The organism is Phenylobacterium sp. LjRoot225 (assembly GCF_964252855.1).
GTDB lineage: Bacteria > Pseudomonadota > Alphaproteobacteria > Caulobacterales > Caulobacteraceae > Phenylobacterium.
Genome location: NZ_CAXUPL020000002.1, coordinates 953,698 through 979,542 on the forward strand (window position 1 = coordinate 953,698; position 25,845 = coordinate 979,542).

Here is a 25,845-nt window from a genome sequence, read left to right on the forward strand (position 1 = left end):
CTTACAAGCAAAGGCCAGACATGCCGATCAAACTGTTGGTCATGGTCAAGCGAAAGCCCGGCCTGTCGCCCGAGGCGTTTCGAGAGGGTTACGAGAACGGCCACGCCCGGCTGGCCGTAGAGCTGTTCGGCCACCTGTGGACCGAGTATCGCCGCAACTACCTTCGCGCGGCGCACAGTTTCGTCGAAGGCGGCGGGCCGACGGATGGCGAGCAGGCCGCCGACGCCGGCGTCGGCTATGACGTGGTCTCCGAACTCGTCTTCCCCGACCGCGCAGCGCTCGACGAGATGAACCGCCTGGCGCTCGAGCATCACGATCAGCTGAAGCAGGACGAAGAGCGGTACTTCGACCGGCCGCACTGCTGGATGGTGGCGTGCGAAACGCTCGAAGAGGACCTCAGCGCGCGGCGAGGGGCGCCGGCATGAACGCCTTGAGCAAGAGCGAGACCGCGACGACAGCGCCTTCCGGCCAGGGCCCGCTGCAGACCGAATACGACCTGGTGATCGTCGGCTCGGGCGGCGGCTCGATGTGCGCGGCGCTGGCCGCCCAGCAGGCCGGCAAGAGCGCCGTGATCCTGGAGAAGAGAGCCAAGGTCGGCGGCTCGACGAGCCTGTCCGGGGGTGTGCTCTGGGTCCCCAACCACCCGCTGCTCGCCAAGGCGGGCGTCCATGACGACATCGACGAGGCCAGGCTCTACCTTGACCATGTCGTGGGCGCAGACAGCCCCGGCTCCACGCCGCAGCGCCGCGAGGCCTTCCTGCGGACTGCGCCGCAGATGCTCCGTTTCCTCATGCGGCTCGGCCTGAAGCTGCGGCGTCCCCTGCACGTCTGGCCGGACTATCGCGACGACCTGCCCGGGGGCCTGCCCGAGGGCCGTTCGGTGATGCCCGTCCCCTTCGACGTGAAGAAGCTCGGCGCCTGGTATCCGCGGATCGCCGTCTACACGCCGGTCATCCCGATCCCGCTTGGCTCCGACGAGTTCGGCACCCTGCTGCTCCTGAAGCGCACCCTCGCGGGCAAGCTGAAGGCGCTGAAGCTGGTGTGGCTCGGCTTGCGCGCGAAATTCCTCGGCGAGCAGGTCTCCGGATGCGGCTCGGCCCTGCAGGGGCGGATGCTGGAGATCGCGTTACGGCAAGGCCTGGCGCCCTACGCCGAGACCCCGGTGAAGGATCTGATTGTCGAGGGTGGGCGGGTCACCGGCGTGGTGGCCGAGCATGAGGGGCGGCGGGTCGAGGTGCGCGCCCGCTGCGGCGTGCTGATCGACGCCGGCGGCTTCTCGCGCAATGCGGACCTGCGCCGGAAATACGCCCGCGGGCCGATCTCCGACCGCTGGACCAGCGCCAATCGCGGCGACACCGGCGATCTGCTCGAGGTCCTGCTGAACCTCGACGCGGCGTCAGCCGAGCTCGATACGGCCTGGTGGGTGGTCACCTCCCACAACACCAACGGCGAATGGCCGCCGGAGACGCGCACCCCGGACGGCGATCTCTTCCCGTTCCAGCATCACCTCGACCTGAGCCTGCCGCACGTCATGCTGGTGGATCAGGACGGCAAGCGGTTCTGCGACGAATCCGGTTCCTACATGGACATCGGCGAGCGGATGTACGCCCGCCACGCCGAGACCGGCCGCGCCATCCCCGCCTGGGCCATCTTCGACGCCCGCCATCGTCAGCGCTATGCCTGGGGGCCGCTGCTGCCCGGGACGACGCCGCAACAGTGGATCGACAGCGGCTACATGAAGAAGGCCGACACCCTCGATGAACTGGCGCAGCTTTGCGGCGTCGACCCCGCAGGGCTGAAGGCCGAGGCGCAGCGGTTCAGCGGCTTCGCCAGGACCGGCGTGGACCTGGACTACAATCGCGGCGGCCGCGCCTTCGACCGCTCGCACGGCGATCCGACGGTGAAGCCCAACCCCTGCCTGGGCGCGATCGAACAGGGCCCGTTCTACGCCGTCGCCATCTATCCCGGGGACGTCGGCACCGCGGGCGGCGTCATCACCGACGAACATGCCAGGGTTCTGCGCAAGGACGGCTCGGCGATTCCCGGCCTCTACGCCTGCGGCAACTTCACGGCGCCGGTGTTCGGCCGGACCTACCCGGGCGCCGGCGCCAGCATCGCCGCCTCCTTCACCTTCGGCTATATCGCCGCCCGCCACTGCGCCGGGGCCGGGGGCGAAGCATGAGGCTCGATCTCGTGCTGCCCAACGAGGGCGACTACATGCTGGAGGCGCTGAATTCCGGGCCTCACTTCGAGGCCATGGGCTGGGACGGCTTCTGGCTCTCCGACCACCTGCTGGGCCTGGCGGAAGATCACCTGCACAAGCAGAGCTGGACCGAGGTCATGGTGGCGATGGCGCACCTGGCGGCCCAGACCCGGCGGGCGCGCATCGGCTCCGGCGTCCTGGTGCTGCCCTATCGCGACCCGGTGCTGACCGCCAAGATGATCGCCAGCCTCGACCACCTGTCCGGCGGCCGCATCGACTTCGGCGTCGGCGTCGGCTGGCTGAGGGGCGAATACCAGGCCCTGGGACGCGGCGACGTCTTCGACCAGCGCGGCGCGTTCACCGACGAGACGCTGGACGCCATCCTGGCCTGCTGGAAGGGCGGCGAGGTCGAGTTCCACGGCAGATGGTTCGACTTCGGCGGCGTCGTCTTCGACCCGCCGCCGTTCCAGGGCGCGCGGGTGCCGCTGTGGATCGGCAGCCTGAAGGCGACGGGAGCGCCGATCCGCCGGGCGGCGAAGTACGCCGACTACTGGCATCCCAGCGAACTCGACACCTCCGGCGGCCACCTGACGCCGGAGGAATTCCGCGAAGCCGGCGAGCGGCTGGACGAGATGGCGGGCCGCCGGATCCCGCGCACCCTGCGCATCAAATGCGACGGCGAGCCCGCGCGCGTGATCGACCGGCTGCACCGGTTCGCCGAGGCCGGCTGCGTCCAGGCGGCCTGCTCCTTCATCAGCAGCTCCGCAAGCTTCGCCGACTTCGATCGCAACGCCGGCCGCTTTTACGCCGCCGCACAGAGCCTGCGGGCGGCCTAGGGCTGGGCCGTCCGCCTGCGTGGCGAGGGTTGCGGGCGCGTGCTATCCTCCTGGCTCCGCAGCCCGGAGGCCGCCCCATGAGGTCCTTGGCCATCGCCGCCACCGTCTTCGGCTTGCTGGCGCCCACGGCCGGCTTCGCCCATCACGGCTGGAGCTCCTATGACGCCGAGAAGGTGATCAAGTTCACCGCCCCGCTCACCGCCGTGTCATGGCGCAATCCGCATGGCGCGGCGCAGGTGGCCTATCAGAAGCAGAATTGGACCGTGATCCTGGCGCCGGTCGCACGGATGGAGGCGCGGGGCCTGACCGAGGCGATGCTGAAACCGGGCGAGACGGTGACGCTCGAAGGCTATCCCCGCCGCGACGGAACGACGGAGATGCGCATCGAGCGCATTACGGTGAAGGGCAAGACGGTCGAGCTCCGCTGATTCATGGAGCCAGAGGCGCTTGCTCTCCGGCTCGAAACCTCCGCCCTGGGCGTTTGGGCGCGCGGCTCCGAGTTCGGCTATCCGCTCGCGAACCTGGCGCATCTGCTGGGCCTGGTGATGCTCGTCGGCTCGATCGGCCTGCTGGACCTTCGGTTGCTCGGCCTGTTCCGGCGATCGCCACTGTCGGCTCTCGCGCCGAATCTGATCGCCTTGGCTGCGGCCGGGCTGACGCTCCAGGTGATCAGCGGCTTCATCATGTTCTCCGCGGACGCGGCTCCGCTGATGCGGTCCACGGTGTTCCGCTGGAAGCTGGCCGTGATCGCCGCCGCTCTCGTGAACGTCGTCGCCATCCATTTGCGGTGGCGGCGTGGGCTCGAGGCGTGGAACGAACGCATCCCCGCGGCCGCGCGGGTCCTGGCGGCCGTCTCGCTGGCGCTGTGGCTTTCAGCCGCCGCGCTCGGACGGCTCATCGCCTATGCTTAGCGCCCCGGCGGCCTTCGGGCGGGCGCGTGACGCGGCTCACGGACGGATGAGGTTCGGCACGCCCTTCTGCCCGGAGAACACGACCAGGAAGCGCACCGGCTTATCGGTGAGATTGCGACCGTTGTGCCAGATGTTGGTCACCTCGGCGAAGCCCTGGCCGGCGCTGAAGGTGTGGGTGGGGTGCCCCTCCATCTCGATGGAGAGCGTTCCTTCGAGCATGTAGACGAATAGCGGGACCGGATGCATGTGGCGGCCGACCTGACCACCCGGCGCGACGTCCACCAGCGCGGCGGTGAACTGGTTGTCGCCTTGCGGAAAGCGGATCGGCTGGCCGGTGATCGTGGTGGCGGTCTCCACGATCGGCGTGAGCTTCAGTCCGACCGGGCCGGTCTGCGCTGGCTGGGCGGCGACGGCCATTGCGGCGCCGTTCAGCAGCCATGAAAGAGCGAGCGCAGAGACGAAAGTCTTCATTTCCGGGTCTCCCATGTCTTCGGTGACGCTGCGACTAATCACCCCGTGAAGAACAAGGTTCCGTCAGCACATGAGGGCGACGGCCATCCTCAACGACCTTGCCTGACGCTCTTCGCTATCGCCGCTCGTACATGATCATGTTCACCTCGCCGAGGTAGGGCGAAAGCGCCATCTGGGGGCCGCCGGCGCGGCGCACGATCTCGTCGAGGACGGGCCGCACGGCCTCCGCCTCGATCTCGTAGAAGGCGACGTTCTGGTATTTGGCGCCGCTCCGTTCGATGTCGCAGATCATGATCTGCTCGTTCTCCCGGGTGACCTGGACATCCGAGAGCTTCAGGCGGCGGGCGCCGACGATGCCCGGCACATTCAGCAGATCGGCCAGGTGGACGTCGTCGTACCACTGGATGAACTCGGCCTCATGCTCCGGGTCGTTGCAGTTGGTGAAGACGATCCAGGTGTATTGGCCCATCCTTATCTCCGGTCGGTGCGAGATGCGTCAGACGGTGGTCTCGAGGATCGCGTGGCCGGCCCCGCCGTTCTCGAAATAGCCGAGGCCGTAGTCGCCCTTCACCGTCGTGCGGTGCATGCAGCGCGTATATTTCGGGTCGCAGCCGGTCGCGCAGTGCAGCAGCCGCCAGTTGTCCCAGACCAGCATGTCGGTGGGCTTCCACTGGTGATAGTAGGGCCTCATCTTGGCGATGATCTCGTCGCACACCGCCGAGAGCAGGGCGTCGCCCTCCGGGTCCTCGTGATCCTCTAGGCCGACGGCCATCCAGGGCGAGACGTGAAGGACCTTCTCGCCGGTCTTGCGCGTCCACACCGCCGGATGGATCGCACGCGGAAGCGTCTTCACCAGTTCCAGTGAATCGTAGAGGACCTTCTTCGGCGTGATCTCGCGCAGGGTCTCGGGCTTGCCGAACCTCATGTGCGTGAAGCGCATGTCCAGAGTGTAGATGACATTGAGTGCGTCGATCCGCTCGCGGAGTTCGGGCGACAGCGCCTCGTAGAGCTCCATGCCGTCGGCGAACCCGGTCAGGCCGCCTTCCACCGGGACTTCGATCGCGCGCAACACCCCGGCGCGGTTCAGCTCGTTGTTGTAGCAATGGTCGAAGTGCCATGGCAGCCATTCGGACAGCCGCCGGCCCTCGATCTCCACGATCGCCGCCTGGGCCGGATCGTGCTTGAGCTCGATCACGCCCGGCATCCGGTTCTGGTCGACGCGCGCCACCGCGCCGACCGGATGGTCCTTGAGCGGCCCGAAGACATTGCTGATCGCCAGCTGCATCTCGCCGGTCGGCTCGACGTCCTCGAAGACGATCAGGCCGCGCGCCTCGAAGACCTCGTTGATCTGCTTGCGGACGGCCTCGTCCTCGAGCGTCGCCCGCGTCACCCCGGCGATCCGCGAGCCGAACGAAAGATCTCGGTCCAGCGGCGTCACACGGATCTCCGACATCACAAACTCTCCTGACAGAAGCGCGATCGATTGGGGGCCGACGACGGACGGTGAGGTCGGATTGCGCTCGACGAGGGTTCGTCGCCGCGACCGCTCCACCTCCGCCGTAGGCGCTGTTCCGGAGGCGCGGACAGCGCTTGGCCCGCGATCCCATATTCTGTCGGGAAAGGTCGCATGCGGCGTCGGCCGAAATCTCGACAGACCGCGCAATCGACAAGGCAGGTCGTGCCTGGGGACCTGGCGGCCCCACGACGCCTGGCTAGGCTCGGCCGCCCGTCAGCTGCCCAATGGCCCGAGCCACCTCGTCCGTCACACTGGCCGAAAGCGGCCGCAAGGGGCGCGGTGGCTCGCCGGCCTCAAGTTCCAGCAGCCGGCTGATGGCGTAACTGACGCGCAAACCGCCGTGCGCCCGGCACAGGGCCCAAAGCGGCTGAAAGGCCAGATCGAGAGCGGCGGCCTCGTCCGCGCGGCCACCCTGCGCAGCGCGGGCCAGGGCGAGCATTGGCTCCGGCAATATGCCGGCGATCGCGCTGTAGAAAGCGTCAGCCCCCGCAAGCAGGGCGGGCGCCACGCCCCAGTCACCGCTGTAGCCGATCTGGAAATCTCCCGGCGCCAAGGCGCGCAGCCGGGCCAGCTCCCCTTTGAGGTCGCCGTCCCGAGGAAGCGGCATCTTCACCGCGGCGATGCGGGCGACGCGCGAGAGCCGTCCAAGCAGGTCTTCTGAAAAGACGACATGCGTGGTCCCGGGGTTGTTGTAGACGCAGATCGGCAGACCCGTAGCTTCGGCGACGGCCTCATAGTGGGCGACCACCTCCTCTTCCGTGGGAGGCGTATAGGAGACAGGCGCCAGCAGCAGGGCGTCGGCCCCGCGCATCTCGGCGTCGCGGGCAAGCTCCTGCGTCCAGTCCGTCCGAAGAGCGCCGATCCCGACGATCAGGGGCGTGCGGCCGGCCACAGCCTCCGCCGCGGCGGCCAGGGCGCGGCGCCGCTCCGAATGTTCCAGGTAGGCATAGATGCCTGTGCTGCCCAGCAGACCTATGGAATCCACCCCAGCTGCGACGAGCCGTTCCAGCAGTCGGCCAAGCGCGTCGGCGTCCACCCGGCCTTCGGGGCTTGCCGGGGTCAAGGGGAAGGCCGAGAGGCCTTGGAAGATGGCTGAGCTCATGAGGTGTGAGTACAGGAGGCGGCCTCAGCGCCGGAAGTGACTGGGGCTCGCGCCGGTCCATTTCTTGAAGGCGCGGCCGAAGCTGGTCTGCTCCGCATAGCCCAGCATGAGGGCGATCTCGGTGACCGAGAGCGCGCCTTCGGCGAGGTAGGTCCGCGCCAGCTCCATCCGCTGCTTGGTCACAATCTCGGAGAAGCTCACATCGGCGCTTCTCAGCTGGTGCTGCAGGGTCCGCGCCGAAATCCCGAGCTTGTCGGCGCAACGCGGCAGCGTGCAGTTGCCGCTCGGGATCGCGCCGCGGACATAGGCTTCGACCCGGTCGCAGAGCGACATCTGTTCCGCCGCCTTGACCTTCTGGAGATAGGCGCCGAGCAGCTGATAGACGAGCTTGTTCGACGTCATCAGCGGGCTGGAGAAGGCGAACGGCGAGAAGCCGATGGAATCGATCCCCTGCCGGTCGTGCACCGGGCAGCCGACCTTGGCTTCCATCTCGTCCCGCGCGCCCTGGGGAATGGAAGTGGAGATGTTTGCGTAGTTGAGCCGGAGGTTTTGCGGCATCAGCGACCTGAACAGGTTCACCACCCGCAGCAGGGCGTGGTGATTGACCTGATCATAGCCCTCGTAATCTTCCGAGTGCCTGAACCAGCGCAGCTCCACGGACCTGTCGCACTCCACGACGCTCATCTCATAGGCGGGCGAATGCACCACCGGCAGATAGTCGATGAAGCATTGGGTCGCCGTGCGCAGGTCCGGCGCCGCGCGACACAGGGTCGTCACGCAGCCGAACACGTCCGGCCCTTGCAGCCCGGCCAGATGAAATCCGAAGAGCGGGGAATCCAGATAGGACGCACAGTACTGGAAGGCGTCCACCATCGATCGGCATTCGATGTGATGCTCCGGGTCGGCGATCCTCGCCGGATCGATATCATGGCGTTCCAGGATCGACCGCGGCTCGCCGCCGAGCTCCTTCACGAGCTCGCCGAACATCTGAAGACTCGCCGCGCGCGTCCGCCCCGGGCCGGGCGACAGTTCGATCGGCCCCGTCAGGTTGAAGAAGACTTCGTCCCCGCGCATTTGGCGTTCCTGGTCCGACTCAAGGGTCGAATTCACAAGCCGCTCCTCCCACCCCGAGACTATTGCTCGCTCTTCGGCCCTTGCCTACTCAAAGATCTCACTGGGCGTGCGCGCAGGCCCGGTGGCGAAGGCCCGCGTCGAAGGCCGTCGCGCATAAAAAAGCGCCGGGCGGATCGCGCCGCCCGGCGAGTTTGGGGAAGGTTTGATCCGCCTCAGGTCAGCGGCGACGTGCCGTCACAGCTGAGTCTTCACCAGTCGAACTTGAGGTCGACGCCGAAGGTGCGCGCCCGCTCATAGGTCGTCGGGTACATGAAGGTGAAGCTGCTCGACATCGCCATATGCTTGTCGTTGGTCAGGTTCTTGCCCCAGAGCGCGATCTCGCCCGTGTGGCCGGCGATGTTGAGATCGGCCAGGGCGACGCGGCCGTTGACGATCCAGATCGAGGGTATTGTGACGATCGGCTGGAACTGGGGCGGCGCATCTGCCGCCAGCAGCGAGCTGGAGCGGAAGTTCGCATCGACGCGGAAGCTCAGGTGCGCGTCGTCGAACAGCGGCTCGGTGTCGTACTGCGCCGACAGGTTGGTGGTCCACTTCGGCCGATAGGTCTTGCTGAAGAAACCTGTCGCCGCCGTCGCGATGGGGCTCAGGTTCAGATATTTGAAGTCGGTGTAGCCGACCCCTGCCGACAAGGTCAGCCGGTCGACCGGCACGGCGGTCACCTCGAGCTCGGCCCCCTTCGCCCGGGCGTCGCCGGCCGTGAACACGCAGACCCCCGACACGCCGTCGCCGCAGAAGATGCCGCCGATGATGAACTGGAGGTCGGTATACTTGACCGTGAACAGCGAGAGGTTCAGCCGCAGCCGGCGATCGAACCAGTCGGACTTGACGCCTCCTTCCCAGGATCCGGCCTTCTCCGGCGCATAGGTCAGGAGATTGGGGAAGAAGCGCCCGGTATTGCCGCCGCCGCTCATGAAGGCGGTGGAATACTTTCCGTACAGCAGGATCTCGTCGGTCGGCCGGTAGTTGGCGCCGAGGAGATAGCTCGAATTGGTCTCCTTGACGTCGAAGCTTCCGAACGGCGAACGGCCCGACTTGCTGTCGCGGGTGACCCGGTAACCGCCGATGAGGTCAAGCTGGGATGTGAGGTGGCCCTCCACCTGGATATAGGCCGCCTTGGAGGTTCCCTTGGTGGGGTTCGGGCCCTGGCAGGTGGCCGGGTCGGCGCAGCTCAGCACGTGTCCGGGCGTCGGCGTGAAGAGGAACTGGTTCGACAAGCCGAGCGGACCGCCGCTGGCCTGCTTCTGATGATAGTAAAGCAGGCCGGCCGTGACGGTGGCCCATTTGTGGTCGACGTTCAGCTGCAGCTCGTCGCTGATCTGCTCGTGGCGGAACTCGGACGCATTGCCATAGACGGTGAACGGCGTTCCGGCCGGGACCTGGAAGACGCCGGCGAGGGCGGCAGGAACCACCTCGCCGCCGAGGGCGCCGAGCTCCTGGGTCGCGAAATCCCTGACCTTGCGGTAGGCGACCACGTTCTTGACGCCGACGCCGTCGGCGATCTGCCAATCCGCCGTCAGATTGTGCCCGTAGACACGCAGATCCGCCGCCGTGGTGAAGCCATTGTTCACCGCCTTCGGCCGCTTCGTCGTGATCGGGGTCAGGATCGAGGGATCGGGCTGCAGAGCATGGATCGTGGCGACGAGTCCCCCGTCGACAGGCGGGCCGAAGCCCGGAAAGCCGATGGCGAGCGGCGTGTTATGGGCGTCCGTCCAGTCGAACTTGTAGGTGAATTTCAGGGTGTCGGTCGGCTCGTACTTCACGGCTGCGGCGACGGACTCCGTGTTCTGGCTGCCAAGCCATTTCGGCGAGGTCCGCAGGCCCTTGCCGGCGGCGGAATAGTCCCAGACCGTCCCCGCACCGAGATTGCGGACATCGCCGCGCCGCTCGGAGTGCGAGTAGGTGAGGGCCGCGCTGAGCGGACCGAGGGCCGGGAAGTCGATGCGCGTCTTGCTGCGAAACTGGTCGTAATTGCCGACGGTCACTTCCTGGTTGAGAGCGAACTCGCCCTTCGGATTCTTGGTGACGATGCTGATCGCGCCCGCCGTCGCATTGCGACCGAACAGCGTGCCCTGCGGGCCCCGCAGCACCTCGATGCGCTCGATGTCGGCCAGGTCGAAGATCGAGCCCTGTGCATGGCCGATGTAGACGCCGTCGACATAGAAGCCGACCTCGCGGTCGGCCCCGGGTCCGACGCCGTAGCTGAGCGCGCCGCGCATGGTGATGCCGGGAATGCCCGCGCCCCCCGACGTCTCACGGACCGTGAGGTTGGGCGCGATCGCATTGAGATCACCGACATTCTGGATGCGGTTCGCCGCCAGCGCTGTCGCGGTGAGCGCGGTGATCGACACCGGCACGTCCTGCAGGCGCTGCTCACGCTTCTGAGCCGTCACGATGATTTCGCCGAGGACGGCGCTGGCCGGATTGGCGCGCGCGGCGACTGGGTCGGATTCGGCCGTCGCAACGGAGGCTGTCTGGGCCTGGGCGGCAGATCCGAGCGCGAAAAGGCTGGCGCCCGCCAGAGCGGCGGCGGCTCGATAGGTCACGTGTTCCCTCCTTATGACTTTTATTGTTGGCCGCGACAGGCACGGCCTTTTGTTTTTGATTTGCCGCGCCGAACACGCGCAGCCGTAGCGACCCGGCGGTTCTGGCCCCCAAATCGCCAGCGCCGGAACTCGATGGAACTTTCAGGTCGGGCCCGACGGGCTCCGAGCGAAATCAAGATCGGTGACGATGTCAGGCGTCCGGGAATTCGATTGGCGAATAGTCGTCCGTAAGATCGCTTCGCCCGAGTCTCCGTGGGTCTTCGATGGCCGACTCAACTGCAATCTCTCCGTCCGTTCCTCACACTGAAGAGCGTCCTGCAGAAGCCGTGACCGGCTTCCAGATCCGGCTTATTCAGCTGATTGGTCGAAGATTATCATGTGGTCCCCGCCGGAATCTCGACAGCTTGCGCAATCGACAAGGCAGGTCGTGCCTCGCGGAACCTTCATGCCGGCGGCTCAGCGGCCGCCGGCAGCCGTCCAGCATCGACGCCTCTCCTAACCTTCCGGCTCGATGTCGTAGCGCGACAGGTACCTGTCGAACGTCTTGCGCACCCCGTCCGCCGTCAGGCCGTACTCGGCGAGCCGGTATTCGTGGCGACCGAACTTGCCTTGCGGGTTGTCGTCGAGCCACGCGCGCATGCCGGCTTCGGCCTCCGGCGTGAATTCATCGCCCAGCGCCCGGTAGAGCTGGCGCATCGCCGCAAGCGGCTCGCCGACCAGATCTGCATAATGGACATCGATGACGCGGCCTTCGCCCAGGCGGTCACGCGCATCCATGATCCGCTCGGCGTGCTGGACCGCCTGCCAGGGCACGTTCTCGCCGATCCACTCGAGGTCCGGCCGGCCCATCGAGCGCATGTGCCCCGCCTTGATGATGCTGCAGAACGAGCTGGTGGCGGTCAGCGGATCGCGGTGCGTCCAGAGCAGGCGCGCGTCGGGATAGGTCTTGAGCAGGGTCTCGAGCCAGAGCGCGTGAGAGGGCATCTTCAGGTTCCAGACGCCCGGCGCGTCGGCCTGCAGCACCTGCAGAAAGCGCCTGTGGTAGGCGTAACTGGAGCTCACGTCCGCTGAGAACACCCAGTCGCGATAGTTGGGATACCGGCCGCCCGACTCCCAGTCGATCGACTTGAAGTCGCTGTGTGTGAACCCGAGGCATTCGTAGGGATAGATGGCCGAGCCGCGATAGAGCTTCCCCGCCTCCGGATAGGCGGCGAGCAGCTGTCGCTCCTGCTCCAGCCGGGCGAGCGCGCGCGGATCGTCGTAGAGTGTCCTTGCCGTGGGCGGCGGGACCGGATCGTCGATCTCCCAGGTGAGCGGCGAACGACGCGCCGGATCCGCGGCCAGCAGATTGCTCAGCAGGGTGGTGCCGGTCCGCGGGATGCCGAAGACGAAGACCGGCCGCTCGATCGGGCGCTGGCTCAGCTCCGGACGACTGTCGAGATAGCCGGCGACCTTGAGCCGGACCGCCAGGGCCTCGACCACAGCCCCCTCGGTCCACGGCAGCGGGGCGTCCAGCTTGTTGAAATCCGAGAGGAAAATCTCGAGACCTTCCCGGAAGGAGTCGGAGTCGAAACGTTCCAGCCCCGTCAGACGCTGAGCGCGCTCGACCAGCTCGTCTGCAACCAATGGCGCGGCCATTCGACCGTCTCCTCCCGAACCCGCGTCGCCTCTGGGCGGACGACCTTGGCGCATTCTGTCGTCGCGCCGCCGGCGGCTGACAACGCCAATCAAGGCCAGGGACGGGTCAGACTGTCAGCTCCGGGCCGCGAAGCCCGGGTGACCCTTAGGCCCGCGCCCGTGCCGGAACCCGCGCGGGGTCATGCCCGTGGCGCGGCGAAAGGCCAGGCTGAAGTGCGAGGGCGAGGAGAACCCCATGCGGCTTGCGATCGACTTGATGCTCTCGTCGCCGGCGAGCAGCCGCATCGCCGTCTCGATGCGGAACCGATCGACGTAGTCGCCGATGGAGCAGCCGCGGCTCGCCCGAAACGAGCGTGTGAGCTGGCGGACGGACATGCCGCAGGCCGCCGCAAGCTCCGTGAGCGTCGGCGGCTCACGAACCTCCGCCAGCCGTTCGTCGATCCGGCGCAGCCGCCAGCCGGAGAGACCGCCCGTCTCGGGGGCGCTTTCGATCTCCCGGCAGAACCGGGAGAGCTCGATCACCAGCTGGCCCGTGATCAATTCGACCAGGATCTGACTGGCGAAGCCCGGCGCGCGGAGTTCATCGGCCAGGCGCCGCAGCAAGGTGCGGACCGCGCTGTTCGGGATATCGAGCAGGAAGCCGCCGATCCGCCCGTCTGTCCAATCCACGCTCTGCTGGAGCCATTCGCCGATGGCCTCGGCGTGCAACTGACAGACGATCGAGGCCTGGGATCCGCCGTCGGTCCTGAACTGTACGGCCTCGCCGCGCGGCATGAGGAAGACGGAGCCGAGCTTCTCGAACCTCTGCGGGCTCCATCGATCCTGAAAGCGCGCGCACGTATTCCTGGGGCGCGGGGTCAGGCAGAGATCGATGTGGTCGGACCTCTCGTCGAGGAAGCTGAAATCCAGGGTGGGGACGTTGTAACGAATGAGCTGAGCCGTCGCGATCGGGACGCGCACCTCGGCTTCGACGACGATCATCTCCGCCACGCCTGAAGCCTGCATGTGGCTGCTCCGAATTTTCCGCCCTGGATCTTTTTTCTCATGATGTCGCGTGCTTGCCGGGCGCGCAACGCGAACCCGGATGGCGCCGCCGGCGACCCAGGCGCTTTGCGGCCGGCGGATGTCATTAGGGCTCGCCGGCGACGTCGAACGGCCTTGCCTGCGGACCGGTCGGCCCAGCTCGTGTCACGCAGCCGCCCGCTCCGGGCGTTTTGCGGCCCGCCGGTGTCAGCCTGGCCGACCGATGGCGGCACGCGCCGTTGCGTGTCGGCCCGGGCGGGCGATCAAGTCTCCCACGGCCGGCGCCTCAGACCGGCGAGACATGGGGAGAAGGCGATGGCCGCGGACCTGTTCGATCTGACCGGCAAGGTCGCCGTCGTCACCGGCGGCAATAGCGGCATCGGTCTGGGCTTCGCCCGCGGGATCGCCAAGCAGGGCGGCGACCTGGAGATCTGGGCCCGATCGGCGGAGAAGAACGCCAAGGCCAAGGCGGAGCTGGAAGGCTACGGCGCGCGCGTGATCGCACGCCAGGTCGACGTCTCCTCCGAACAGGCCGTGACCGAGGCCTTCGACGCGACGATGCAGGACTTCGGCCGACTGGACTGCGTGATCGCCAACTCCGGCGCGCCGCCCGCCATGGCCAGCGTCGTCGACCTGTCCAGCGAGGCCTGGCACGAGCTGCTGGGCGTCAACCTGCACGGCGCCTTCTACACCCTGCGCGAGGGCGCGCGGCGGATGGTCAGACAGGCCGAGGCGGGCCGGCCCGGCGGCTCGCTGATCTTCTGCGGCAGCCTGTCGATGTTCCACGGGGTTCCTGGCGTCGGAAACTATGCGGCGTCGAAGGGCGGCATGGGGGCGCTGGTCCGCACCATGGCCTCGGAGCTGGGCAGGTACGGCATCCGGGCCAACACCGTGGCCCCCGGCTACATCAAGACGGACCTCGGCGGCGGCCAGGACTCCACTCAGGTGGACCAGTTCTTCGCCGCGAAGACGCCGATCCCGCGCCCCGGGGAGCCCTCGGACCTGGAAGGGATCGCCGCCTACCTAGCCAGCGACGCCTCCAGATTCCACAGCGGCGACACCATCGTCATCGACGGCGCCAGCCTCGTCTATCCGCCCTACGCCTTCTGACCCCGCTCACCCGTTCCGGAGCCACGCCATGCGCAGTCTGAACATTCACGGGGCCGGCGACGTGCGGCTGGACCCCAAGCCCCCGCCGCAGGTCGGCGACAACGACGTGGTGGTGAACGTCAAGGCCTGCGGAATCTGCGGCAGCGATCTCACCTACATCAAGCATGGCGGCATCAATCGCGCCGAGGGCGGGGTGACGCCGATCGGGCACGAGGCCGCCGGCGAGGTCGCCGCGGTCGGCCGCTCGGTCCAGGGCGTCCAGGTCGGCCAGCGGGTCGTCATCAACCCGATGCAGACCTCGACCTTCATCGGCAGCGGCGGCCCCGAAGGCGCCTTCACCGAGGCGGTGCTGGTGGGCGACGTGCAGCCCGGCGTCACCTTGCTGCCGATCCCCGACGACCTTCCCTATGAGGTCGCGGCCCTCGCCGAGCCGCTGGCCGTCGCGCTGCACGGCGTCAACCGCACCCAGGCCAGGCCGGGCGACAAGGTGGCCGTCTTCGGCTGCGGGCCGATTGGGCTCGGCATGGTGCTGTGGCTGGTCGACCGCGGAGTGACCGACGTCGTGGCCCTCGACCTCGCGCCGGAGCGGCTGGAATGCGCCAAGGCGCTCGGCGCCCGCGCAGTCGTCAACCCCGGCAAGGAGGACGTGCGGGCCCGGCTCGCGGAACTGCACGGCGCGACCCACAACCTGCTCGGCGCGCCGGTGGTCGGCACGGACGTCTTCATGGACGCGGCCGGCGCGCCCAACCTCATCAGCGACATCATCGGCATGGGCAAGCAGCACGCCCGCCTGGTCGTCACGGCCGTCTACATGAAGCCCCAGGCGCTCGACATGAACGCCTTCCTGCTGAACGAAATGTCGATCACCACCGCCGTCGGCTATCCCACGGAAATGCCCGATGTGGTCGCCGCCCTGCCACGGGTGAAGGACAAGGCGGCCTCGATCATCAGCCATCGCTACCGCTTCGACGACGTGCTCGAAGCATTCGCCGTCGCCGGTCGGCCGCAGTCGGCCAAGGTGATGATCCAGTTCGAGGATGCGACGCCATGAGCGGCGCGGACCGGAGGAGAAACCCGCCGCTGGCCGAGCTGGTCCTGGCCGGCGAGCAGCAGACCGAAGCGGCGCCGATCACCGACTTCATCTTCATGGCGAGGGACGTCTCGAACGCCTACCTGGTGACGACCGCCGAAGGCGACCTGCTGATCAACACCGGGTTTGCGACCAGCGCGGATCGCAACGCGGCCTTGTTCGCGCCCGTGCGCACCGGACCCTTGCGCTACATCGTTCTGACCCAGAGCCACTCCGACCACTTCGGCGGGCTGAACGCCTTCTGGGAGGCGGGAACCCGGCTGATCGCCGAGCGGCGCTTCGCGGAGACCCTGGCCTTCTATCGGGAGCTCGCGCCCTACTTCAGTCGGCGGACGGGCAAGCTTTGGGGGACGACCGTCGCTTCCGATCAGGACGTCGTGCTTCCCAAGCGCATCGAGCCGGACATCGTCGTGGACCGGAGCTACTCCTTCGAGCTTGGCGGCCGCCGGTTCGAGATCCTCTCGACGCCAGGCGGGGAAACCCTGGATTCGCTCACCGTCTGGCTTCCCGACGAGAAGATCGCCTTCATCGGCAATCTGTTCGGACCGGTGTTCATGTCGATGCCCTTCCTCAACACCGTGCGGGGCGACAAGCCCCGGTCGGTCACGCGCTATCTGGCCTCCCTGGAGCGCGTGCGGACCCTGGGCGCGAGGCTGTTGATCACCGGGCACGGCGATCCGATCCGTGGCGCCGACCAGATCCGCGCCGCCCTCGACAAGCTGCACGCGGCCGTCTCCTACGTGAATGAGCAGACCAAGGCGGGGATGAACGCCGGCAAGGACCTGTGGACCCTGATGCGCGAGATCCGGCTGCCCGATGAGTTGCAGATCGGCGAACTCCACGGCAATGTGCCGTGGGCCGTGCGGGCCATCTGGCACGAGTATTCCGGCTGGTTCCTCTACGACGCCACGACCTCGCTCTATGGCGCGCCGCGCTCCGACGTCGACGCGGACCTCGTCGAGCTCGCCGGCGGCGCCGAGGCGCTCGCCAGGCGGGCGCGGGAGAAGCTGGAGGACGGTCGGCCCTTGGCGGCCTTGCACCTCCTCGACGTGGCGCTGGGCGCGGATCCGGCGAACACCCCCGCCCTGCGGGTGAAGCGGGATGCGCTCGAGCGCATGCTGGCCGACTCCGGCGGCCAGAACCTCAGCGAGACCATGTGGCTGAGATCCGAGATCTCGGCCGCGGACGCCGCCCTGAACCAGACCTGACCCTCCAGAAGGTCAGGCGGCCATGGCGCGGGACGGAAGCGAAGGAGACAAGATCATGGACGCGAACCGGCCCCCGGCATCGAGTGCGACAGCCGCGGCGGGTGCGCCGCCGCCCCCGCATGTTCCGCCGGAATTGGTGTTCGACTACGAAGCCGCCCTGGGCCCGACCGCGCTGGAGGATCCCTATGCTCCGGCTCGGCAGGTGTTCGAGACCCTGCCGCCGGTCTTCTACTCGCGCTCGGCCAACGGCATGACCACCGGACCGGGGACCTGGGTCTGCAGCCGCTACGAGGACATCCGGGAAGTCTACCAGAACACCGAGCGCTACTCCTCCGTCGGCATATTTCCCTTCGCCGACATGGTGGGCGAGTCCTTCCAGGCGATCCCGATCGCCCTCGACCCTCCCGAGCACAACAAATACCGCGTGCTGCTCAATCCCTGGTTCTCGCCGAAGGCCGTGGCCGCGCTGGAATCCAAGATCTACGCGATCGTCAACGCGCTGATCGACGGCTTCGCCGACAAGGGCGAGTGCGACGTCTCCTACGACTTCGGCCGCATCTACCCGGTCAAGGTCTTCATGGGGCTGATGGGCTTCCCGGACGAGAAGTTCGAGGATTTCCTGTCCTGGGGCTACGCCATGCTCCACGACATGGCCAACCTGGAGCGGGTGCAATGGGGCGCCCGAAGCGCCCTCGTCTATCTGCGCAGCTTCATCGAGGAGGTGCGCGCAACCCCCGGCGACAACCTCACCAGCCGCATCGTCCACGGCGAGGTCGACGGGCGTCCGCTGACCGAGGATGAGATCATCGGCATCGTCTTCTTCCTGTGGACCGGCGGCCTCGACACCGTCGCGGCGACCAGCGCCCTGACGTTCCGCCGGCTCGCCCTCGACCCCGAGCTGCAGCAGAAGCTGCGCGCGCAGCCTGAGCTTCTCCCCGAGGCGATCGAGGAGTTCCTGCGCACCAACCCGACGGTGAACTCGGCGCGCATCGCCAAGGTCGACCACGAACTCCATGGCGTGCAGATCAAGCGGGGTGACCGCGTGCTCTGTCTCGCCGCCGCGGGCAATTACGATCCGGCCGAATTCGACGATCCGCTCAGCTTCCGCGCCGATCGCGCGCCCAACCGGCATCTGACCTTCGTCGCCGGCCCGCATCGCTGCCTCGGCTCCCATCTCGCGCGCCGGGAACTGCGCATCGCGCTGGGCGAGTTCCTGCGGCGCATCCCGTCCTTCCGCCTGAAGCCGGGCGCCGACCGGACCGTCGTCCCCGGCCTGATCGCGACGCCGCGCCTCCCTATCGTCTGGGATGTGAAAGGCTGATCTCGCAGCTCGACTCCCAGCCGCTGCGCTGGGATTGAAAAGAACGAAGGCCGTCCCCGGCGCCAAGACCAAGGGGCGGACCACAAGGGAGGAACTCATGTCGCTTTCAGAACGGCCCGCCGGGGTGGCGATCGTCACCGGCGCGGCGTCGGGAATGGGCGAGGCCGCCGCGCGCCTGATGAGCGAGGCGGGCTGGCCGCTGCTGCTTTGCGACCTGAACGCCGAACGCCTCGACGACGCCGCCGACCGGCTGCGGGCCGGCGGCCAGGCCGACACCCTGGCCGGCGACATCGCCGACGCCGGCTTCCCGGACAGGCTGGCCTCCGCCCTCGCCGGCCGGGCGGTCGGCGCGCTCATCCATTGCGCCGGCCTTTCGCCGACGATGGCGGACCCGGCGCGGATCCTGGAGGTCAACCTCGCCGCCACCATGCGGCTGCTCGACGTCGTGCGGCCGCGGATGGCGCAAGACGCCGCGGCGGTGCTGTTCGCCTCTTCGGCGGCGCATATGCAGGGCGCGACGCTCGACGCCGAAATCTCCAAGGTCACCACGCCGGAGGCGGTGGCCTCCCTGGCGGCCTATGCGCCGGAGTCTGGCGCGGCCTATTCGATCTCCAAGCGCGGCGTCATGCTGCTGGTTCGGCGGGAGGCCGCCGCCTTCGGTCAGCGCGGCGCGCGGATCGCCTCGATCTCGCCGGGCATCATCGACACCCCGATGGGGCGCGCCGAGATGGCGTTGCAGCCGATCATGCAGACCTTGGTGGACCGTTCGGCCCTGGGCCGCCCCGCCCGGTCGGAGGAAGTGGCGGCGGTCGCCGTCTTCCTCTGCACACCTGCAGCCAGCTTCGTGACCGGCACGGACATCCTGGTGGACGGCGGATCCTTGGCCATGCCGTTTGCAGCCCAGGCCTAACCCCTACGCCAGGCTGGGCAGGTCGAGGCCGCTCTCGCGGGCGCAGTCGCGGGCGATCTCGTAGCCGGCGTCGGCGTGGCGCATCACCCCCGTCGCCGGGTCGTTCCAGAGCACCCGCTCGAGGCGTCTGGCGGCGGCGTCGGTGCCATCGCAGACCACCACCATCCCGGCGTGCTGGGAGAAGCCCATGCCGACGCCGCCGCCGTGGTGCAGCGACACCCAGGTGGCGCCCGAGGCGCAGTTGAGCAGGGCGTTGAGCAGGGGCCAGTCGGAGACCGCGTCGGAGCCGTCGCGCATGGCCTCGGTCTCGCGGTTGGGCGAGGCGACCGAACCGGAATCCAGGTGGTCGCGGCCGATGACGACAGGCGCCTTGAGCTCGCCCTTGGCGACCATCTTGTTGAAGGCCAGGCCCAGCCGATGCCGGTCGCCCAGCCCCACCCAGCAGATGCGGGCGGGCAGGCCCTGGAAGCGGATCTTCTGCTGGGCCATGTCCAGCCAGGCGTGCAGGTGGCGGTCGTCGGGGATCAGCTCCTTCACCTTGGCGTCGGTGCGCCGGATGTCCTCCGGATCCCCCGACAGGGCGACCCAGCGGAACGGCCCCACGCCGCGGCAGAACAGCGGGCGGATGTAGGCCGGCACGAAGCCGGGAATGTCGAAGGCGTCGAGGACGCCCGCGTCCTTGGCGACCTGGCGGATGTTGTTGCCGTAGTCGACCGTGGGCGTCCCGGCCGCCCTGAACGCCAGCATCGCCTGGACGTGCTCGGCCATGGAGGCGCGCGCGGCCTCTTCGACCTGTTTGGGATCCTGCTCGCGCATGCCCGCCCAGCGCTCCAGGCTCCAGCCCTTCGGCAGGTAGCCGTTGACCGGGTCGTGGGCGGAGGTCTGGTCGGTCAGGAGGTCGGGCCGTACGCCGCGGCGCAGGATCTCCGGCAGGACCTCGCAGGCGTTGCCCAGCAGGCCCACCGAGACCGGCTGTCCGGCGGCGCAGGCCTGCGCGATGATCTCGAGCGCCTCGTCCAGGCTCTCCGTGGCGCGGTCCAGGTAGCCGGTCCTGAGACGCATCTCGATACGGGAGGGCTGGCACTCGACGGCCAGGCATGAAGCGCCCGCCATCACCGCCGCCAGCGGCTGGGCGCCGCCCATGCCGCCGAGCCCCGCCGTCAGCAGCCAGCGGCCGGAGAGATCGCCGTCATAATGCTGGCGGCCCATCTCGACGAAGGTTTCGTAGGTGCCCTGAACGATCCCCTGGGTCCCGATGTAGATCCAGGAGCCGGCCGTCATCTGGCCGTACATCATGAGCCCCTTGCGATCGAGCGCGTTGAAATGGTCCCAGGTCGCCCAGTGCGGCACGAGGTTGGAGTTGGCGATCAGCACGCGGGGTGCATCGGCGTGGGTGCGAAAGACGCCGACCGGCCTGCCCGACTGCACCAGCAAGGTCTCGTCGTCCGCCAGCCGCTCCAGGACCGCGACGATCCGGTCATAGCTTTCCCAGTCGCGCGCCGCCCGGCCGATGCCGCCGTAGACCACCAGGTCCTCCGGCCGCTCCGCCACCTCCGGATCGAGGTTGTTCATCAGCATCCGCAGCGGCGCTTCGGTGAGCCAGCTGCGGGCGCGAAGCTGGGTTCCGCGCGGGGCGCGGATGACCCGCGAGGGATCGTGACGGGGGGAGGTGGGCGTGTTCATGCTTCGCCTTCCGCGAACTGGAGACAGCTGGCGAGGACGCGCCGAAGCACCGTCCGGCAGGGTTCAGCGCGAGCCCCGTCCCATGGCGCCGGCCAGGCGTCGTCGGAGAGCGGGCTTTCGGGCTCGTCGAGATAGGCGCGGCAGGCGAGCTCCATCTGGACGGCGTGCACGCCGTCCGCCGGCTGGCCGTAGCGGCGCGTCGTCCAACCGCCCTTGAAGCGGCCGTCCAGGATGCGGCTGAAGCCCTCCGCGTCGCAGGCCTCGAAGACCGCTCCAGCCAGCTCCGCGGCGCAGCTCGCGCCGCTGTTGGTCCCGATGTTGAAGTGCGGCAGCTCGCCTTCGAACAGCCGCGGAATGCGCGAGCGGATGGCGTGGGCGTCGTAGAGCACGACGGCTGGGTGGCGCGCCCGAAGCCGCCGGATCTGCGCCTCGAGGGCTGTGTAATAGGGCGCGAACCAACGCGTGCGGCGCTCGGCGATCTCGGTCGCGTCCGGCTCCGCGCCGGGCCGGTAGAGCGGCTCGCCGTCGAAGGTCGTCGTCGGGCAGAGCTCGGTCACGGCCTGCCCCGGATAGAGGGAGGCGCCGCTCGGGTCGCGGTTCACGTCGATCACCGTGCGGGAGATCCGTGTACGGATCGTCGTCGCGCCGAGGTCGCCGGCGAAGTCGTAGAGCTGCTCGATCCGCCAGTCGGCGTCCTTGCGGGCGAGCCAGGGCGAGGCGAGGCGCGCCTCGATCTGCGGGTCGATCTCGGTTCCGGTGTGCGGGAAGGCGACGATGAGCGGCGCCTCGCCCTCGGTCACCTCGAGCCAGTCAGCCATCGCGGGCGACCCTCGGCATTTGCTCGGCCCCGCCGGCGGCGAGGATTTCTCCGGAGCGCACCAGGGCGATCACCGCGGCGATGTCCGGATGCATGTGCCTGTCGTCGGTCAGGCTGGGCGCGACGGCGCGCACGCGCCGCCGCACGGCCTCAAGCCGGTCGCTGGAGGCGAGCGGGGCATGAAAGTCGCAGCCCTGGGCGGCGGCCAGCAGCTCGATCGCCACCACCGCGTCGGCGTTCTCGATCATGGGCAAGAGCCGGCGCGCCGCGTGCGGCGCCATGGAGACGTGGTCTTCCTGGTTGGCCGAGGTCGGGATGGAGTCGACCGAGGCCGGGTAGGCCTTCTGCTTGTTCTCCGAGACCAGGGCGGCGGCCGTCACCTGCGGGATCATGAAGCCGGAGTTGAGCCCCGGCTTCGGCGTCAGGAAGGCCGGCAGGCCAGAAAGCGTCGGGTCGACCAGCATGGCGATCCGCCGCTCGGCCAGCGAGCCGATCTCGCAGATCGCCAGGGCCATCATGTCGGCGGCGAAGGCGATCGGCTCGGCGTGGAAGTTGCCGCCGGACAGCGCCTCTCCCGTGTCGGCGAAGATCAGCGGGTTGTCCGTCACGCCGTTGGCCTCGACGGCGAGGGTGTCGGCCGCCTGACGCAAGACCTGCAGCGCCGCCCCCATCACCTGCGGCTGGCAGCGCAAGCAATAGGGATCCTGCACCCGTTCGTCGGCGACCAGGTGCGAGGCGCGGATCGCCGAGCCGGTCATGAGATCCCTGAGCGCCGCCGCCGCCTCGATCTGCGCCTCGTGCCGGCGCAACGCATGGATGCGGGGATCGAACGGCGTATCGGACCCCTTGGCCGCCTCGGTCGAGAGGGCCCCGGACACCAGCGCCGTCTGGAACAGCCGCTCGGCCTCGAACAGCGCCGCCAGCGCCCAGGCCGCGCTGAACTGGGTGCCGTTCAGCAGGGCGAGCCCTTCCTTGGGGCCGAGGACCAGGGGCGCGAGCTCGGCTTCCGCCAGAGCCTCGGCGGCCGGACGCGTCCTGCCCTCGATTTCGATCTCGCCGACGCCGATCATCGCCGCGGCCATGTGCGCAAGCGGGGCGAGATCGCCGGACGCGCCGACGGAGCCCTGGCACGGGACGACGGGGGTCAGTCCCTTCGCCAGCAGGGCTTCGAGCATGGCCAGCGTCGCCGGCCGAACGCCCGAGGCCCCCTGCCCCAGGCTGGCCAGCTTCAGCGCCATCATCAGCCGCACGATGACGGTCGGCGTGGGCGCGCCGACGCCGGCGGCGTGGGACAGCACGATGTTCCGTTGCAGGGTCTCGAGATCGCCGTCGGGAATGCGGATGCTGGCGAGCTTGCCGAAGCCGGTGTTCACCCCATAGACTGGCGTATGGGCTGCGAGGATCCGCTCGACGGCGGCGGCGCTGGCGATGACGGCCGGCGCTGCGGACGGATGCAGCGTCGCGGCCGCGCCACGATAGACCGACCGCCATTGGGCGAGCGTCGCCTCGCCGGGCCGCAGGACTTCGCTCATCGGCCGCTCCAGACGCGCATGTGCAGGGGGTTGAAGCCGATCCGGTAGACCAGCTCGGCCGGGCGCTCGATGTCCCAGATGGTCAGGTCGCAGCGCTTGCCGGCTTCCAGGGTCCCGACGTCGTCCAGCCGTCCCAGCGCCCGGGCGGCCTCGCGGGTCATCCCCGCCAGGCACTCGACGACGGTCAGGCGAAAAAGAGTCGCGGCCATGTTCATCGCCAGCAGGGGCGAGGTGAGCGGCGAGGTGCCGGGATTGCAGTCGGTGGCGATCGCCATCGGCACGCGGTTCGCCCGCAGCGCTTCGATCAGCGGAAGCTTTGTCTCGCGCATGAAGTAGAAGGCGCCCGGCAACAGCACCGCCGTCGTCCCCGCCGCGGCCAGGCACGCGGCGTCGCCGGCGTCCAGATGCTCGAGGTGGTCGGCCGACAGGGCGGCGAACTCCGCCGCCAGCGCCGCCCCGCCCTGGTTGGACAGCTGCTCGGCGTGCAGCTTGACCTTCAGCCCGCAACCGCGCGCCGCCTCGAACACCCGTCGCATCTCGCTCGGCGTGAAGGCGATGCTCTCGCAGAAGCCGTCGACCGCCTCGGCCAGTCCCGCCGCGGACACAGCCGGGATCATCTCGTCGCAGACCAGGTCGAGATAGGCCTTCCGGTCCTCGCGAAACTCCGGCGGCAAGGCGTGGGCGCCGAGGAAGGTGGTGACGACCGACACCCCCCGCCGGCCCTCCAGGGCGCGGGCCGCGCGCAGCTGCTTCAGCTCGGCGTCCAGGCTCAGGCCATAGCCGGACTTGATCTCCACCGTGGTGACGCCCTCGGCCAGCAAGGCGTCGAGCCGCGGCAAGGCGGCGTCCGTGAGGTCCGCCTCGCTGGCCGCGCGGGTCGCTCGCATGGTCGAGACGATGCCGCCGCCTTCGCGGGCGATCTCTTCATAGCTGGCGCCCTCCAGCCGCATTTCGAATTCGCGCGACCGGTCGCCGGCATAGACCAGATGGGTGTGCGGATCGATCAGCCCCGGCAGGATCCAACGGCCCTGGCAGTCCTCGACGACCTCGGCCTCCAGGGCCGGCGCCTCGGCCTCCGGGCCGGCGTAGACGATGCGCCCGCCCGCCGCCGCCACGACGCCCGCCTCGATCTCGCCCAGACCCGGTTTGTCGGGGGCGAGCGTCGCAAGCCTCGCGTTTCGCCAGAGGCGGTCGCAATGATGGAGGTCCGGACGAGCCTGCATGTGGGCATTTTCGGACGGCTGATGTATTTGTCTAGTCATAATATGGTCGTCGGAGGTGATCATGACCGGACTGTGGTTCCGGCAGGCGCTGCTGCCAGAGGGCTGGACCGCTTCGGTCCGGGTCGCGATCTCGGGCGGGCGGCTGGCGACGGTCGAGCCGGGAGCGCCGCCGCGGGCCGGCGACCAGCGGCACGCGATCGGCCTGCCCGGCCTGCCGAACCTGCACAGCCACGCCTTCCAGCGCGCCATGGCCGGTCGAGCCGAGCGGCGTGTGGCCGGGGCCGACGATTTCTGGCTCTGGCGCGAGCGCATGTACCAACTGGCCCAGGCGGTGCAGCCGGAGGACCTGCGCGCGATCGCCGCGCTCGCCTACGCCGAGATGCTGCAGGCCGGATTCGTGCGGGTCGGCGAGTTTCATTATCTGCACAATGCGCCAGACGGCCGACCGTACGCCGACCCTGGCGAGATGGCGATCAGCCTCGCCGCCGCCGCGGCCGACAGCGGGATCGCGCTCACCCTGCTGCCGGTTTTCTATGCCCATTCCGGCTTCGGCGCCGCCGCGCCGACCGACGGCCAGGCCCGCTTCGTCAACAGCCTGGACGGCTATGGCCGCCTGCTGGAGGGCTCCGGCCGCGCCATCTCCGGCCTGGAGGGCGCAGTCCTGGGCGTCGCCCCGCACAGCCTGCGCGCGGTCACGCCCGAACATTTGGCCGAGCTGACGCGCCTGCTGCCCGCCGCCCCGGTCCACATCCACGTCGCCGAACAGACCCGGGAGGTCGAGGACTGTTTCGCCTGGTCCGGCCGGCGGCCTGTCGACTGGCTGCTCGCCCACGCCCAGATCGACCGGCGCTGGTGCCTGGTGCACGCCACCCACATGGACGCGGCGGAAACCCTCGCCCTGGCGGCCAGCGGCGCGATCGCGGGCCTCTGTCCGATCACCGAGGCGAACCTGGGCGACGGGATCTTCCCGGCGGAGCCCTTCCTGGCCGCCGGCGGCCAGATCGGCGTGGGCTCGGACGCCAATGTGCGGATCGACGCGACAGAGGAGCTGCGGCTGCTCGAATATGGCCAGCGCCTGACCCAGCGCCGGCGCAACGTCCTGGCGGAGAGCGCCGATGAGCCCACCGCAGACCGGCTGTATCGCGCCGCGCTCGCCGGCGGCGGCCAGGCGCTGGGCTGCGATCCGCCTGCGCTCCGGCCAGGCGCGCCGGCCAGCTTCATCAGCCTCGACGCCGAGCATCCGGCGCTCGCCGACGCCCCGCCCGACGAATACCTCAGCCGCTGGATCTTCGCCGCCGGCCGCGCGGCGGTGGACGGCGTCTGGGTCGGCGGCCGCCAGCTTGTCGCCGAAGGCCGCCATCTGCGGTGGACGCAGATAGTCAGCGACTATCGCGCCGCCATCGGTCGCCTCCGGGCCGACTCCGCGTAAGACACGCCCGATTTTTTGACAGTCCTGGCCACCGTCGAGGCGCCGCGTCGACGTCGACCGGCCGACGGCTGACGCTGCGGATTTCGACTTGACCCGCCCGCGATCGCGATCCTGTTTTGACTAGACATAAATTCGAACAAACAAA

The 25,845-nt window shown here is 68.8% G+C and carries 23 protein-coding genes; 11 read left to right on the forward strand and 12 right to left on the reverse strand.

The features are described from left to right. Positions 1 to 20: 20 nt before the first annotated feature. From ACSQ2B_RS14745 to ACSQ2B_RS14765, 5 genes are all read left to right on the forward strand, one after another. Complete coding sequence (locus ACSQ2B_RS14745; protein ID WP_436050906.1) at positions 21 to 425, forward strand: EthD domain-containing protein; 405 nt, start codon at positions 21 to 23, stop codon at positions 423 to 425. Then, positions 422 to 2,182, forward strand: coding sequence for an FAD-binding protein (locus tag ACSQ2B_RS14750; RefSeq protein WP_436050907.1), 1,761 nt, complete (start codon positions 422 to 424; stop codon positions 2,180 to 2,182). Before ACSQ2B_RS14745 ends, ACSQ2B_RS14750 begins: the two co-directional genes overlap by 4 nt. Beyond that, positions 2,179 to 3,039, forward strand: coding sequence for a TIGR03619 family F420-dependent LLM class oxidoreductase (locus tag ACSQ2B_RS14755; RefSeq protein ID WP_436050909.1), 861 nt, complete (start codon positions 2,179 to 2,181; stop codon positions 3,037 to 3,039). The genes ACSQ2B_RS14750 and ACSQ2B_RS14755 overlap by 4 nt, the downstream gene beginning before the upstream one ends. A gap of 77 nt (positions 3,040 to 3,116) precedes the next feature. After that, a complete protein-coding gene (locus ACSQ2B_RS14760; RefSeq protein ID WP_436050910.1) occupies positions 3,117 to 3,467 on the forward strand; it encodes a DUF6152 family protein in 351 nt (116 codons plus the stop codon). 3 nt (positions 3,468 to 3,470) lie between these two features. Further along, positions 3,471 to 3,950, forward strand: coding sequence for a DUF6644 family protein (locus ACSQ2B_RS14765; protein WP_436050912.1), 480 nt, complete (start codon positions 3,471 to 3,473; stop codon positions 3,948 to 3,950). A gap of 36 nt (positions 3,951 to 3,986) precedes the next feature. On the opposite strand, the gene ACSQ2B_RS14770 is transcribed toward ACSQ2B_RS14765, so the two are convergent. From ACSQ2B_RS14770 to ACSQ2B_RS14805, 8 genes are all read right to left on the reverse strand, one after another. Next, complete coding sequence (locus ACSQ2B_RS14770; protein ID WP_436050913.1) at positions 3,987 to 4,421, reverse strand: cupin domain-containing protein; 435 nt, start codon at positions 4,419 to 4,421, stop codon at positions 3,987 to 3,989. 115 nt (positions 4,422 to 4,536) lie between these two features. After that, positions 4,537 to 4,890 carry a hypothetical protein gene (locus ACSQ2B_RS14775; protein ID WP_436050914.1) on the reverse strand — a complete coding sequence of 118 codons (354 nt, stop codon included), beginning with the start codon at positions 4,888 to 4,890 and terminating at the stop codon, positions 4,537 to 4,539. 27 nt (positions 4,891 to 4,917) lie between these two features. Next, positions 4,918 to 5,874, reverse strand: a complete 957-nt coding sequence (locus ACSQ2B_RS14780) for a TauD/TfdA dioxygenase family protein (protein WP_436050915.1) — start codon at positions 5,872 to 5,874, stop codon at positions 4,918 to 4,920. Positions 5,875 to 6,133: 259 nt separating this feature from the next. Next, positions 6,134 to 7,039 carry a dihydrodipicolinate synthase family protein gene (locus ACSQ2B_RS14785; protein WP_436050917.1) on the reverse strand — a complete coding sequence of 302 codons (906 nt, stop codon included), beginning with the start codon at positions 7,037 to 7,039 and terminating at the stop codon, positions 6,134 to 6,136. A gap of 24 nt (positions 7,040 to 7,063) precedes the next feature. Beyond that, positions 7,064 to 8,113: a helix-turn-helix domain-containing protein gene (locus ACSQ2B_RS14790; RefSeq protein ID WP_436050918.1), complete on the reverse strand. Its 1,050-nt coding sequence runs from the start codon at positions 8,111 to 8,113 to the stop codon at positions 7,064 to 7,066. Between the two features lie 248 nt (positions 8,114 to 8,361). Continuing rightward, positions 8,362 to 10,716 carry a TonB-dependent receptor gene (locus ACSQ2B_RS14795; protein ID WP_436050920.1) on the reverse strand — a complete coding sequence of 785 codons (2,355 nt, stop codon included), beginning with the start codon at positions 10,714 to 10,716 and terminating at the stop codon, positions 8,362 to 8,364. A 495-nt stretch (positions 10,717 to 11,211) separates the two neighbouring features. After that, positions 11,212 to 12,354, reverse strand: coding sequence for a sulfotransferase family protein (locus ACSQ2B_RS14800; protein ID WP_436050922.1), 1,143 nt, complete (start codon positions 12,352 to 12,354; stop codon positions 11,212 to 11,214). 114 nt (positions 12,355 to 12,468) lie between these two features. Next, positions 12,469 to 13,359 (reverse strand): helix-turn-helix domain-containing protein, encoded by an 891-nt coding sequence (locus ACSQ2B_RS14805; protein ID WP_436050923.1) that lies wholly within the window; start codon positions 13,357 to 13,359, stop codon positions 12,469 to 12,471. 333 nt (positions 13,360 to 13,692) lie between these two features. Here ACSQ2B_RS14805 and ACSQ2B_RS14810 point away from each other — a divergent pair, with 333 nt between their 5' ends. From ACSQ2B_RS14810 to ACSQ2B_RS14830, 5 genes are all read left to right on the forward strand, one after another. Beyond that, positions 13,693 to 14,487, forward strand: coding sequence for an SDR family NAD(P)-dependent oxidoreductase (locus ACSQ2B_RS14810; protein WP_436050924.1), 795 nt, complete (start codon positions 13,693 to 13,695; stop codon positions 14,485 to 14,487). 28 nt (positions 14,488 to 14,515) lie between these two features. Further along, positions 14,516 to 15,538 (forward strand): zinc-dependent alcohol dehydrogenase, encoded by a 1,023-nt coding sequence (locus ACSQ2B_RS14815; RefSeq protein WP_436050926.1) that lies wholly within the window; start codon positions 14,516 to 14,518, stop codon positions 15,536 to 15,538. Next, positions 15,535 to 16,785: an MBL fold metallo-hydrolase gene (locus tag ACSQ2B_RS14820; protein ID WP_436050927.1), complete on the forward strand. Its 1,251-nt coding sequence runs from the start codon at positions 15,535 to 15,537 to the stop codon at positions 16,783 to 16,785. The genes ACSQ2B_RS14815 and ACSQ2B_RS14820 overlap by 4 nt, the downstream gene beginning before the upstream one ends. A 55-nt stretch (positions 16,786 to 16,840) precedes the next feature. Further along, the gene (locus tag ACSQ2B_RS14825; protein ID WP_436050929.1) at positions 16,841 to 18,106 is read left to right on the forward strand and encodes a cytochrome P450; all 1,266 of its coding nucleotides are present in this window, start codon (positions 16,841 to 16,843) and stop codon (positions 18,104 to 18,106) included. 97 nt (positions 18,107 to 18,203) lie between these two features. Next, positions 18,204 to 19,016, forward strand: coding sequence for an SDR family oxidoreductase (locus ACSQ2B_RS14830; RefSeq protein WP_436050931.1), 813 nt, complete (start codon positions 18,204 to 18,206; stop codon positions 19,014 to 19,016). A gap of 3 nt (positions 19,017 to 19,019) precedes the next feature. Here ACSQ2B_RS14830 and hutU read toward each other — a convergent pair whose 3' ends face one another. From hutU to hutI, 4 genes are read right to left on the reverse strand one after another with little or no spacing between them, the layout of a single operon-like run. Further along, the gene (hutU, locus tag ACSQ2B_RS14835) at positions 19,020 to 20,699 is read right to left on the reverse strand and encodes a urocanate hydratase (RefSeq protein WP_436050932.1); all 1,680 of its coding nucleotides are present in this window, start codon (positions 20,697 to 20,699) and stop codon (positions 19,020 to 19,022) included. Beyond that, positions 20,696 to 21,517, reverse strand: a complete 822-nt coding sequence (gene hutG / locus ACSQ2B_RS14840; protein ID WP_436050934.1) for an N-formylglutamate deformylase — start codon at positions 21,515 to 21,517, stop codon at positions 20,696 to 20,698. The genes hutU and hutG overlap by 4 nt, the downstream gene beginning before the upstream one ends. After that, positions 21,510 to 23,060: a histidine ammonia-lyase gene (hutH, locus tag ACSQ2B_RS14845; protein ID WP_436051040.1), complete on the reverse strand. Its 1,551-nt coding sequence runs from the start codon at positions 23,058 to 23,060 to the stop codon at positions 21,510 to 21,512. Before hutH ends, hutG begins: the two co-directional genes overlap by 8 nt. Further along, positions 23,045 to 24,271 carry an imidazolonepropionase gene (gene hutI, locus ACSQ2B_RS14850; RefSeq protein WP_436050935.1) on the reverse strand — a complete coding sequence of 409 codons (1,227 nt, stop codon included), beginning with the start codon at positions 24,269 to 24,271 and terminating at the stop codon, positions 23,045 to 23,047. Before hutI ends, hutH begins: the two co-directional genes overlap by 16 nt. 61 nt (positions 24,272 to 24,332) lie before the next feature. Here hutI and ACSQ2B_RS14855 point away from each other — a divergent pair, with 61 nt between their 5' ends. After that, a complete protein-coding gene (locus tag ACSQ2B_RS14855; RefSeq protein WP_436050936.1) occupies positions 24,333 to 25,700 on the forward strand; it encodes a formimidoylglutamate deiminase in 1,368 nt (455 codons plus the stop codon). Positions 25,701 to 25,845: the final 145 nt, after the last annotated feature.